Here is a 12,581-nt window from a genome sequence, read left to right on the forward strand (position 1 = left end):
GATTCTACGCGCTCAACGGTGAGAGTCTGGTAACGTTCACTGAGAACGAAGAGAAAGAGCAGATTTGCGGGGTATTAGAGAAGATCCGCGAGCAGAATCCGGGCAAGCGGATTCTGCTCGTCTTGGATAAGCACGGTTCACATAGATGTAAACACACGCGCAAGCGTGCGCATCAACTCGGGATTGACCTGATTTTTATTCCATCAGGCTCACCGCACCTGAATCCAATCGAGCAAGTCTGGAAGTATCTCAAATGGACGATGGCACCAATTGTCGTTGAGAGCGAAGCGGAATTCAAAGACCTCGTTCAGGAAACTTTTGAGAAAATAACGAAACGCGTCAGCTTCGCAAAGAAGTGGTGTGAACAGTTCCTTGACTTTCGAATGTTATCTTAATCATTATACCCAACCGGGATGGATCCGGCGTCGCTTGGCTACCCCACAGCCCACGACCTCTCCCAGACTGTCGGGGCAATCGACCGGACGGAAACGAGTGTGGATTTGCCGGTTCGTGACCCCCACATCATCCCGGCTGATCCCGACGCTGACACGGGGGCGCTGACAGCCGCTCACAGGTGGCCTGTTGGCGACGCGAACACGCTTCGCGGCGAGGGTAATGTTCTCGATCCTGTCCCTGAACAAAACGCGGTGTATCCACCCCTCTCGCTGTTCGGATTCATCCCCACAATCCACCCGTCACAACACCCCGCCGCGACGGGCAACATTGGGGGGCTGGTGAACGACGCCAGCACCGCGATGGACATCGACCCACAGGAGATCGAAGACCGGATCGAAGAAGGGGATTATCGCGAGCTCACTGGGAGCCACAACCCCCTCTGGAACCTCGACCTGCGCGACCTTGGACTCACGCCCGGATCCCGTGGGAAAAACCCCTTCGGTCACTTCGGTGAATCGGAGAACTACTTCGTCGTGATCGACGACGAAACTGCCTACTGCCACAAGCGGGAAGCACTCTATAACTTCCAACACTTTGCCCTCTGTGACATGGGCAAGCGCGACCCGAAGGATTCCGCGAGTGGTCAGAATCTCGATGATTTGGAGTACCTCCATCTGTGGACCTACGCTCGCCAGAACAACCTCGTTCCAGAGCACACGCCCATCCCGCTGAAGGGGCTTGTGGGATACGCGATCGAGAACGATTATTGCGAGACTGACGACCTCGAACAATTCGGCGGGGATAGCGATGATTCCGACGATAATTCGGACGAACAGAATACCGACTCACCGGGCGGGAACAAAGCTGGGAAGCGCAACCTCAAGCTCCCGGATGATGTCTACTTCCCAGTTCTCAAAAATATCGAGGACACGACAGGATACACGCCCGCACGCCTCGCGGACAGTAGTAGATCTGGTGGTGACTCGGGCGGAGATGCGAGCGGTTCGACAACACCCTCGGTCGACACAGAAGACGTTGCGTTCGACAGCATCCACCGGAAGTATGGCCAGCCGCTCATCGGGGACGACATGCCCGACCCACTGAAGCAGTTCCTCCGTCGCTACACCAACACGGAAGACGAGACGATCACGACCGACACCGACGAGACGGTGTTCGTTCCGAAGGCCGAACTCCGTGATGCGTTCAACTCATGGGCGCAAATCTGCCTTCGACACATTCGTAACAGTACTGATACGTCGGTGGATGACGTGGCGATCCAAGAGTACGCGCCGGGTGCGTTCACCGGGCCGCTGAAAGCGCAAGTCGACGTCGAACTGAAGGAAGGTCGGCCCAGTGTCGATGGTGGAAAACAGGTTCGGACATGGTTCGGTATTGAGCTCACAGACGAGGGCGAAACCCTCGCTGAACTCGAAGGGAAGTTCTCGGTGGACGACTAGAGAACTTTCTCCGGGCTCCGTTCTCACTGCGCGATTCGGTTGCTCCGACGGGGGCTACTTGACAGGTTCCTGATTATGGTTTGCTGTACGCTAGTGCGTCTCTCATCAGAGTCAACTACGCCTTCTCGCTGAACCTTTCGATACCGGTCGTCGCGCAAAGCCCGAGCTGAGCAGGTGACCGACTCACTATCTTTGCGCCATATTCCACACTAAACTATTCAACCCGCTGGTGAGGCCACTGACATTGACTTAGCTGGTGTCCAACTCAGGTCCGACCACCGAATATCACCCCCCGGATATAGAATCAAAACCGCAAGACGTGACCGGGTATCCGGGGGGTGCCACAGCAGCAGACCTCAAGCCTGTTTTGTCTCCAAAAGGCCCTGTATTCTCTAATTCACAGCAGATCCCCGATCACCTGTTATTTTCTCTTTTATTCCTCGGAATTTAGCCAAATGCGATTTTTTGAAAATAACCATACGTAGCGGAGTATCCGGGGGGTAGCAAGGTCACTCAAACACCCCCCGGATATGGAATCAAAAACGCAAGACGTAGTGGGGTATCCGGGGGGCAATCGAGAATCTATCAGAGTTTATTTCGCATATAAGTACCACATTTTCGACACACCCGGCAATTTTAGTGAAAATAATCATACGGGGGGTGAATTAACCCGTTTTCAGTCCACTCTCAGCACCCCCCTCGGATATCAAATCAAAATCGCATGACGGCAAGGCGTATCCGGGGGTCACCACACCAAAATCACTGCTCAATCAAATATGACTCGCTCGTATACCTGAGCGTATTCTAAAAAGCCGTTTCAGCCGTTTTCTGAGACCAACTTATTTTCACCCTCTCAGAACACCCCCAATTTGACCCGGTACGTCTGTGATATACCGGGTAATACCCCCTCTGGGTGGGGGGTGTTCAGGCCCAAGGGCCAAGAGTAAGATGCCTGATACAGCAGGCAACCGGGATCACCCCAGCAGTCCCCTGAAGGGGACATGGAGAGACAGGACCTCAGACAGAAGCACCACCAGTTGGATGACCACCAAGATCGAGATTGACTTCAGAAGGCAGTCGGCCAGCAAGACGGGGACACCACTACGCGGCGGTCGGCACTGCCACCGTCTCACCAACACTGTGTGACTCACAAGTCCTCTCAGAATCTCGAAATAGTCTCAACACGCTTCCCCACGGGTCAGGTAGACCCCGGACGCAACACGACTCGTCATCTCGACGACCGCGATCGACACAGTTGACTCCACATCTCCTGACGGTCGATGACCGCCACCGGGACAGTCCCCTCGAAGGTCAGTCGACCGCCGTCGACACACTACTTGATCCACAGACGAGAGACTCCCTCAACACACTCGCTGTCGACCAGTCTCTCACCGCCGAGTCGTGGCTGTGGTGACTGTTTCAGGAACCTGATGCGTCAGCCGACAGTCGGCCCTACCTCAGACGCCGACCGGCTGTCACCATCGCCACGGTCACACGCCGTGTGGAACGGCTTCGACCCCGGCGGGATTTTCACCTCCGACGTCGGTGACCGACTCCACTGATCCCCTCGTCCGGGTGGGCTTGTCGATGCGACTCGACTCGTCGATCTCGACTCGCGGTGTCTCCCGACCGAGGGTCACGACGTGGTCACCAATCGGCATCGACACCGCCTCTCCTCGAGGCCACAGACGCGGCGACCAGTCGCCGCTTCACCATCGGTGGTCATCGGCTCGGATCCGACGATCAGGATCCACAGCGAGACGAACTCTCAGTATTCTGACTACGACGCCGTCGGCCGTCACCAGCGACGGATCGCCACCACCACAGACACGGCAAGCGACCGCTTCGAGCCTGACAGCCGACGGGGACCGAACGGTGTCGGGTCCACCCCACCAACAGTGGTTGCGACCGACACGCCTCGAGGGCAGCTGGCCGTCGCACCGCTGGGTGGGTTGCCCCACCTCGACGACTCCCTCTTGGCGGGAGTCATCGCCAACATCCCCACCGGGAATCTCTCAGTCATCTGGTATACGGAATGGCGTCCACGAGCCACCCACCTCCGGTGGGTCTCGCTCTGTCTCAACACGGTGAGACGACACCGTCTGAATCCGGACGGAGTGGCGGCAGGCCCCAACCCAGTGATAGCATTATTTCGGTCGGGCCAGCGGTGAGGTTTCCCAAGATGAACACGCTTCTCGCACTCGTCGTTTTCACCGTCTCGTTCGGCACCGCAATCGCCCTGCTCATCGGCATCGTCTTCGCTGCTCTGTTGTCGATGAACGCCCGGAGTGGATCGGAGGGGTGCGACTTCTGTTCGAGTGACGCCGCGACTCGTCTCGGGGGTGGTGACGTCGCCTGTAGTGACTGTAAACGCCGGGTCCTCTGACCGGCTTCTTCGCGGGGGTCGAGACCCCCTTGCTACAGCCCGGTGACTGGTGGGTTTGTTGCGGCAGGTGACGGAACCGCAACCAGCCTGTAGTGGAGACGGTCGATCAATCCGTTTTGTTCGGGGTCGATCTCGGGGTCGATCTCGGGGTCGATTTCGGGGGGTTACCAGTGGGGGAAACTCTCTGTGACTCCCCACTCGTGGTGGCCCCCATGGGACGACTGGTTGTGACGTTAGCAGCAACTACTAACCCACCGTTCAGCACGGTGTCGGAGACACCGGCTACGGCCGAGTCTTGACCTCGCTTCAGCTGGTGACATTATCTCCCCCAGCCGGAGACGAGGGTTTCCCCCGAGGGGGTGACCCGACCAACCGACTATGAGTGAAACGCTTCGCGGTTCGACGCCTCAGTCCGAGTTTGACCTGACGACTACCCTTGACGACGACATCGAGTGTGCCTGTGAGGGTTGTCACGACGATGTCGACGACCAGTTGAAACTCCTCCTCGGGTGTGACGCCCGTGGGATGGTTGCTGACTACGGGACGGTCGGCTTCTGCTCGCTCGAGTGTGCCCGCCAGTTCGTCTCGGCGGGCCCGTACCAGTCGCTCGAGGAAGACCTGATCGTCTACACCCAGCAGCCGGTCGTCGCGACCGTCGTCCACAACGACGAGGTCATCGAGGCCACGCTCGGGTTCGACGTCAAGGAGGCTATCGAGGCGGCCGCCGAGATCGTGGCCGACCTCGTCGACGACGTGGAGCTCTCGCCTGACGACTTCTCGATCGAGCCCGAAGAACTATAGCCAGCCGGTCTCCATTTTTTCTGCGCTACCCGAGCGACGCGACGCTCCAGCCAGCTCGGTGGGCTCGACCACGCGGACAGCGACTCCGCGGTGTTCCGCTTGCGACCTCGCCCGGTCGACGCGGACGCATCACGCGAGTCGCTTCGCTCCACACGCGTTGTGCCCACGGACCAGCCGACAGCGGCGAGGTCGCTTCCGCACCCCCACTGACGGGCTGATGGACGCAGGCAACATTATCGCCCTCGTCCGGAGACGAGGGTTTGCCCCAGAGGGGGTGACATGACCGACCGACTATGACCGTGACACTTCACGGTTCGACGCCACAGTCCGCGTTCACCTCGCGCTGATCGAGAGCGTTGAGGCTCCGTACAGCGTGGAAGAGTGGCTCGTCGCTCACGCCGACGAGTTCCGCTCGTTCACCGACGGCTTCCAGCCCCGCACGGAGTGAGGCCAGCCGGCGGATGCTATGCGGGCGCTCGATCAAGATACTTTGGAGGAGCTCGAACCGGTATATTCCCATCGGCGTGGACATGTCTGCCAGAAGTACGAGTATTGGGAGTGTGACGACTACTGTTGGTCCTCAAACCAATATACTTATTTTATTGGTCTATGTACCAATGAATGAGGATGGCCTCACTGACCGACGACGACCTCGATGGCGTGAGCGAGGGGCGAAAGTACCCCGACGGGGCTGTAGTCCGCGTGTTCTGTATGCGGACAGATCGCGATGCGTACCCGTCTGGGTGGGCCTACAAGCTTCATTACGGCGCAACGGAGCCGGACCCGCCCCGCACGCTTGATGATGGGACGATTCGTCGGTACGACAACTCGCACGAGGACACCAAAGGGCACGAACTACACGTCGCACCAGACCCTCACCCAGATAGCATCACGTTTCCCGGAATAGTCGAACTCTGGAAACGGTTCTGGAGCGAAATCCCGAAGTCCGAGTTCGAGGTCAAGTGAGGCCATCTCACCACGGTGATACCCATGAACGACACCACGCCGCCGCTGCACCCGATGGAGCGTGAACAGCTTCGGGCCGAATCAACTCTCGTCGTTACCGTGAACTCGTCCAGTGAGTTCCACGGCGACATCACCGACGGGATCGAGGCGCTCAAACGAGGCGACGCGGTGGATTTCACACCGACGCTCTCGTTCACCAGTTACGACGATCTTATGGAGACGCTGACGCCGCGTGTCCTCGATCTCATCGAAGCTATCCGCAGGGAAGAGCCAGCCAGCATCAACGAAACCGCACGGGTCGTTGACCGGGACGTGAAGAACGTCCACGAGGAACTCAGCCGCCTCGCCCAGTTGGGTATCATCTTCTTTGAGGAAAACGGTCAGAGTAAGCGCCCGGTCGTCTGGTTCGACGAACTCTTGATCAACCTCCCGTTCGATCCAGAGGCTGGCGACACGACGGCTGCCACGCCTTGACATCCTCTCTGCACTGAAGCGCGAGTCTTTCTCCGTGGTGCGGGGCCTACCTTTCACCGAGGCCTTCCAAATGGTGCCCCTGTCATGAGGTACCCACAGTCGAACACCACGACCAAAATGCCCCGACAGATCGGTCCACTTCCGCTCCGGGGCGAGAGACTTATACCCACCCTACTGTACCCCATACCCTGATCTCGCTGATGTCGACAACGGACCTCCACACGACTGACGACGATATTGCCTCGCAGATCTCGATTTACTGTGGCGAGGAAGAACGGCTTCTCAATCGTGCTGACCGCACAGTGACGCCGACAGAACTCGTGTTGGCGCCGACCGAACTCCACCAACGAAACCTCCAGCGGCGACTGCGAGAGCGTACACAGCCACAGAATACGTTTGAATTTGTCGACCCGAAAACCGTTGCGGAAGTACTGCTTGGAGCCGCAGACCCAGCCCCGACGAGCCTCGATCGCGTCGATCGCTTAGCGCTCCTCCAGTCGCTTCCGGCGGAGACAGCGGATCCGTCTCCGGGACTCCGTCCGTTGCTTGCTGCCCGTCGAGACGTCGGTCCCCAACAACTTGAGCAGATCCGTTCAGAGGTCGAATCAATGACGAACTTCCATCCGGATCGGATTGCGGCGCTGCGCGATGTCACCGACGAGTTTGCAGGCCCCATCGCGGACGAGGCGACCACACTGGTTGATGGTGGCCTCGCCGTCGAGACGTGGCTGCGCGACCAGACTGACAAAGCGGTCTCGAAGACGGCGCTCCTCAGACGGGCGACGCGTCGCCTCATCGGCGGCGACGAGGTGTGGGCCGATTGCTATCCCGATATCGAGCGGATCTCGCTCGTCGGTGTGAGCAGCATCCCGGCACCAGAAGTTGACTTCCTGTATGCCCTCTGTACCGCAACGACGGCAGATATCGAACTCCACCTCCGCCCCGGAACCAGCGAGTACCTCACAGCGCGACTCCCGGACCTCTTGTCCATTGATTATCCCGGGCGAGAGGTGAATCTGTGACCCACGCCCACCGCACGGCACTCACTGGCGGGCTACCAGCACCGTCATGTCCTGTTGTCGAATTGCCCGCACCGACGCGTCGCGAGGAAGCGCGTGCTGTGATGGCGACTATCCGCGAGATTCGTGATCGTGGCGTGGACGTCCGCGATATCGTCGTCGTGGCTCGCGATCTTGATCCGTATGAACAGCCGCTGACCCGGGCAGCCATCCAGTATGGGGTGACGCCAGTGTTTTGGACACAGTTGCGCGTAACCCGCACCGAACCATACGCGCTGATCGCGGCGCTTTGTACGCTCTTTGGCGCCGGCGATGTCGGTGCTGCAACGCTGTTGGAACCATTAGCGCAGCGGTGGGCACCACTCACGGGTACAGCCGGCTGGCCACTCGAACAGTCGACGATCCAGGCCGCTCTCGAGGCCCTTCCCTCCGGACATCGATCGATCGCCGAGTGGGCCGAGACGATACAGACACACACCACGGACGAGCGACTCACAACCTACTGTGACTGGCTACTGTTACATGCTGAGCGCGAGCCAACGCCAGAGACAGTTGGAACGGTTCTGGGGGCGTCGATCGACGCGTATCGCGAGACGAGCGTGCCCGCCCGCAAGCAGGCTGACTCACCGGCGCTCATGGCGACGGAGACGGCCGCGCGAGCAACCGTCAGGGTCACTCGGCTCGTCGAGCAGGTCTCGCACAAATACGACGAATGGCTCGCAGACGGGACGGTCTCCCGATCGTGGGACGCTGTACAGGAGCTGTGTGAGCTGCTGGCGACACAACGCCCGGGCCGCCGTGAACACTCGAACGCCTGGGCCATCGACATTATGGAGGCAAACGACGTGTGGGCGCTGTCTGTTCCATTCGTTATCGCGGTCGGCGCGACAGCAGCCGAGTGGCCGGCCCAGATTGACAGCGTTGTTCCCACAGACCTCCAGGAAGCCGTTCTCGCGGGAGCTGGTGAGACAGATATCGTTGCGCCGCGAACCGCGTGGGGAAACGGCCGTGATCGCGATCACTTCGCCGACGCGATGCGTGCCGCCGAGCGCGGCGTGATCGTGACGCGGTACACACAGACCGCCGACGGTGGTGTTGTGTACCCCTCGCCGTTTCTTGCGTCACTCGAGATGGAGACTGTCTCCGAGCAGGCCCGCACCCAACTGGTGAGCACGACACCGCAGCTTCCTGAGCCGATTGCCGCGCTCCTCTCTGCGAGTACAGATACCGTTCCAGCACCCACCAAGACACCTCATGAGTAACGACGACGAGCCACGGAGACTCCGGAACGCACAAGCAACGATCAGAGACCGATTCGTCGACGCCGAGTCGGGACTGTTTACCATGAACTGTGTCGCCGGTGCTGGCAAATCACTGACGATGCAGCGAATCGCGGCCGAAACCATCATTCGGCGGTACGCTCGTGGCGATCGGACACCTGCCCAGAGCGTGGCCGTCATGTCGTTTACCACCGATGAGGCGGCCGCGATCGGACCCGGTGTCTGTGAACACATTCGGGAGATTGTGAATCATGAGTTGATCCCCGAGGCAGCGTCACTCACCGAGTCAGATGTCGCGTATCTCGTGACGCGGGTCCGGCACGCACCGTTCATCGGTACTGTCGACAGCGTGTTGCGTGATGTCTTCGGAGAGCTGGCCACCGACCTGGGGTTCGAGGAGACGCCATCGATCGGGAATAAGGCGTTGCTGAAAACGGTTCACAACGCGTGTTATGACGCCGTCGCTGCCGATCCGGCCCACGAAGACGCGATCGCCGAGTTGGAAGCAGCATACCCGGATGGCCGCTGGTCAGCCACTCCTGCGGAGATGCTCACTGACGCCGTCAAGTACTGTCGCGATCAGCGACTCACCACGGCCGCCTTCGAACGCAAACTCCGTACCACACAAGAGGCAGTGTATCCCGGGGGACGAACCAGCAGTCGTGCGGATATCGTGACGACGATCGCAGACATCGTCGACGCCGACGCCGCAGCTGACACCGACGCGGCTCTCTCACCAGCGGAGTGGGACGACCTTGTGGCTGCTGACCAGCGCCTCTATGACGCATGGGAGGGGACGCTGACAGCGTTTGGTGACGTGCTTGAAGCGTACCGCGAGCAGTACCGAGCCCTGATCCGCGAGTATGGCGTGGTCTCTCACACCGACGTCGCCTTCTTCATCACCAGTGTGTTCAAGCGTGACTGGCCAGTCGATGGCGATGGGCCACCCACCGACCAGCACACAGCCCTTCGTCAGCGGTACCACGCGCGGCTCGATAGCGTGATCATCGATGAAGCACAGGATGTCTCCACTATCCAACACGCAGCGCTGTCACAGCTTGTCACTCCCTCGATGCGCGTCCTCGCGTGTGGCGATACGCTCCAAAGCATCTACCGCTGGCGACATGCCGATCCGTCGCTGTTCACGAGCGCCTGTCGCGAGGGCCAGTATCTCGGTATCGACTGGGACACCCATGCGACGGTGACAGCCGCAACAACCTATCGTGGAACCCCGGACATCGCCGCCGGCATCAACACCATCATGCGGCCCGTCTTTGACGATCCAACTCGCGGGGGGCTCAATGATTTTGCGGCGACTTACCCCGGCCTCGACGCATCTCGGGATCCAACCGCCGACCCGAGCATCCACGTCACCGCGTTCACCGGTGGGGCAGCGCCCGACAAGACACGGTGGGTCAACCCCGACGGCCGCGCTGGCGAGGCGAACATCCTTGCGACGTACATCGCACAGGGCCTCGCTGATGGGACATTGACTGACGAGACCGGGTCGCCACAGTCGATAACCGTCGTCTTCAGAAAGCGAACGCGGATGGACGCGTACAAAGACGCGTTCAAGGCCGAAGGACTGACCGTCCAAAACGCGAGTTCGAGACTCTTTGCGTGTTCCGTGGTCAAGGCGGTCCTCGCCGTCTGTGACTGGCTCACTGCGCCGACCGATCGGGCCCAGACACGTGCGTTGTTGACTGACTCGCCGTTCGATTTCACAGCACCCCACGACTGCTTCGAGCGGGCTGGGTACGACCTTGATCTCATCTGTGCGGCCGACGACCTCGACGCCGAAACCCGAGACATCCTCTGTGGCCTGCGCGATCTTCGCGATCAGCTGGGCCGGTTCCATCGCGTTCCAGCGTCGGTGTACCTGGAAGACATCATCGAGCAACTCGCGCTTCGAGCCGACCCGAGCGACCAGTTCACCGAGCTGCCGGCAGCACAACGAGTAGCCGCGCTCGACACGCTCACGAGCACCGTCGCCGACTGGGAAGCTGACACGCAGTACCCACCAGCTGCCCTCGGTGACCTACTTGCGCCGTTTCGGGCGGCCCCGAGCGAGGGGCCCGATATCCCGAGTGTGACCACCGATGCCGATGTCGTCTTTAGCACAGTTCATCGGCTCAAAGGCGATCAAGACGACGTGATTGTGCTTGCAACGCCGGGCTTCAAGCTCTGGGACACCGGCCCGTTCTCTCAGCGGTTCATGACGCAGGGTGGCGTTGCGGCGTTGGCCCCGCCGACGAACGTCGAGACAGCACCCGATATCGAACTGCCACCATTCGATGGGGGACTCTACACGCCAAGCGGTGACAGTCGCGATAAACAGGGTGCTGCATCACGCGATGTCGGGTTGCGGTGGGCGACCGAGCACTGGCTCGATGACGCCGACAGTGGGGCCCCGCACCTGCTTGGTCCAGACCAGCTCCAGTCAGTCGCAGCCAACGAGCGTGCGGAGGCGTGGCGACTCCTGTATGTGGCACTCTCTCGGGCACGTGACCATCTCGTCATCCCGCTTCCGAAGACGTTACCCGGCACGGCACAGCCGCGTGATCGCTGGCTCGATACCTTGTTTGAGACACTCGAGTTTTCGCCTGGACGGACACCCACGTATGCGATCGACGAGCCGTCCAGTGCCGGTGATTTGACGATTGGTGTGAATGACGTCGAGGGCCGTATGACACGCGAGATGTACGACACGCCGCTATCGGTGACGGGCGCCGTCCCGCCTCGACGCGACCAGTTGGAGTCATGGGTCCCACGTTTTCTCGACCCGAGTACGGCTTATCCGTTGACTGACGATGTCGACGCCACCGTGGGTTTCCACCTCCTTGACGAGCCGATTCACACCGACACTGAGGCGGTGGCCGACAGCCTCCCGATCACGTTCGAGACGCTTGGGCCAGAGGCCGTCGGGACCTGTCTCCACGAGGCCTTACTCACCCTCATCGAGATGGACGTGCCGGACACCGAGATCGATGCGTGGAGCACGCCCGTCCGAAGCGCACTTCGGGACGCGATGGAACAGATAACGCCGCAGTCGATCGAGATGCTGCCAGATACTGAACGTGGTGGCCTCGTCAGCTTCTTCCACACGTCGGTCGTGTCGGACTTCCTCAACTCCGACCTGTGGGCCCAGATCCAAGCGGCGGAGGCGGTCTACGTCGACCACGATTTGAGTGGACTCGTGACTGCTGGGGAGGTTGAGGTAGAAGTTCATGGTGAGGCCGATATCCTCATAGATCTGGGTGGAGGCGAGTGGCAGTTGGCCGATCTCAAGATTGCGCTGAATGAGTCACTCGACGCAACGCAACCGCGGTATGAACTCCAGATCGCCGCCTACGAGCACATCCTCCAGCAGGAACTCGGCTCAGCAGCGACAATTCACGCCAGTGTCGAAACGTTCGGGTGTGTCCGAAGGTCAGTGTATGGACAGTTCCCGCCCACGGTTCTTGCGCGCCGTGTTCGCACTCTCGTTGGGTCGGATGAGTCGATCTCCGGCTCGTAAACTACCCTACCCTACTCCCTCGGCGCTCCGCGCCTCGGTCCTTGAGGGTAGGGCTTTGATGTGGACTCCCGGCAATTAGTCGCCAGCAATAGGCTGGTAACTCTCACCGTTCAACGTCCCACCAGTCACACGCACGTCTACTGGTGCGTCTCCGCTCTCCGACTTGGGCGAGGAACGGAGTTTGTGTTGTCGCTTCCGAGCGTACCGCACGCCAATATTCTTTGCAGCGTTATAATCCGCGTTCAGTTCATACCCACACTTCTGGCACTCGAAGTGTTCGCCCTG

12 protein-coding genes are annotated in these 12,581 nt (G+C 60.1%); 9 read left to right on the forward strand and 3 right to left on the reverse strand.

From position 1 onward, the window contains the following. Positions 1-395, forward strand: a 395-nt coding sequence (locus B9H04_RS15995) for an IS630 family transposase (protein ID WP_139835133.1), incomplete at its 5' end; no start/stop codon positions are given. 18 nt (positions 396-413) lie between these two features. After that, positions 414-1,853: a hypothetical protein gene (locus tag B9H04_RS16000; RefSeq protein ID WP_049933291.1), complete on the forward strand. Its 1,440-nt coding sequence runs from the start codon at positions 414-416 to the stop codon at positions 1,851-1,853. Positions 1,854-3,343: 1,490 nt separating this feature from the next. On the opposite strand, the gene B9H04_RS18865 is transcribed toward B9H04_RS16000, so the two are convergent. Continuing rightward, the gene (locus tag B9H04_RS18865) at positions 3,344-3,514 is read right to left on the reverse strand and encodes a hypothetical protein (protein WP_155120066.1); all 171 of its coding nucleotides are present in this window, start codon (positions 3,512-3,514) and stop codon (positions 3,344-3,346) included. 521 nt (positions 3,515-4,035) lie between these two features. Here B9H04_RS18865 and B9H04_RS16005 point away from each other — a divergent pair. After that, positions 4,036-4,239 carry a hypothetical protein gene (locus B9H04_RS16005; RefSeq protein WP_049933292.1) on the forward strand — a complete coding sequence of 68 codons (204 nt, stop codon included), beginning with the start codon at positions 4,036-4,038 and terminating at the stop codon, positions 4,237-4,239. A gap of 378 nt (positions 4,240-4,617) precedes the next feature. Continuing rightward, a complete protein-coding gene (locus B9H04_RS16010; RefSeq protein WP_049933293.1) occupies positions 4,618-5,040 on the forward strand; it encodes a hypothetical protein in 423 nt (140 codons plus the stop codon). Between the two features lie 307 nt (positions 5,041-5,347). Here the strand turns inward: B9H04_RS16010 and B9H04_RS16015 are convergent, their stop codons facing one another. Then, positions 5,348-5,560: a hypothetical protein gene (locus B9H04_RS16015; RefSeq protein ID WP_248648698.1), complete on the reverse strand. Its 213-nt coding sequence runs from the start codon at positions 5,558-5,560 to the stop codon at positions 5,348-5,350. Between the two features lie 107 nt (positions 5,561-5,667). Between B9H04_RS16015 and B9H04_RS16020 the strand changes: the two genes are divergently transcribed. From B9H04_RS16020 to B9H04_RS16040, 5 genes are all read left to right on the forward strand, one after another. Next, entirely contained in the window at positions 5,668-6,006 is a 339-nt protein-coding gene (locus B9H04_RS16020) for a toxin-antitoxin system TumE family protein (RefSeq protein ID WP_211216890.1), read from the forward strand. Between the two features lie 24 nt (positions 6,007-6,030). Next, the gene (locus B9H04_RS16025; RefSeq protein WP_004595501.1) at positions 6,031-6,480 is read left to right on the forward strand and encodes an HVO_A0114 family putative DNA-binding protein; all 450 of its coding nucleotides are present in this window, start codon (positions 6,031-6,033) and stop codon (positions 6,478-6,480) included. Positions 6,481-6,680: 200 nt separating this feature from the next. Further along, positions 6,681-7,502 (forward strand): hypothetical protein, encoded by an 822-nt coding sequence (locus tag B9H04_RS19305; RefSeq protein WP_248648699.1) that lies wholly within the window; start codon positions 6,681-6,683, stop codon positions 7,500-7,502. A 134-nt stretch (positions 7,503-7,636) separates the two neighbouring features. Beyond that, complete coding sequence (locus B9H04_RS16035) at positions 7,637-8,761, forward strand: hypothetical protein (RefSeq protein WP_248648700.1); 1,125 nt, start codon at positions 7,637-7,639, stop codon at positions 8,759-8,761. Further along, positions 8,754-12,296: a UvrD-helicase domain-containing protein gene (locus tag B9H04_RS16040; protein ID WP_080508709.1), complete on the forward strand. Its 3,543-nt coding sequence runs from the start codon at positions 8,754-8,756 to the stop codon at positions 12,294-12,296. The genes B9H04_RS16035 and B9H04_RS16040 overlap by 8 nt, the downstream gene beginning before the upstream one ends. 75 nt (positions 12,297-12,371) lie before the next feature. Here the strand turns inward: B9H04_RS16040 and B9H04_RS16045 are convergent. Beyond that, positions 12,372-12,581: zinc ribbon domain-containing protein (locus tag B9H04_RS16045; protein ID WP_139835134.1), on the reverse strand; the 210-nt coding region annotated here is incomplete at its 5' end.

The organism is Halorubrum ezzemoulense DSM 17463, from assembly GCF_002114285.1.
In the GTDB taxonomy this organism is placed as follows: Archaea; Halobacteriota; Halobacteria; order Halobacteriales; family Haloferacaceae; genus Halorubrum; species Halorubrum ezzemoulense.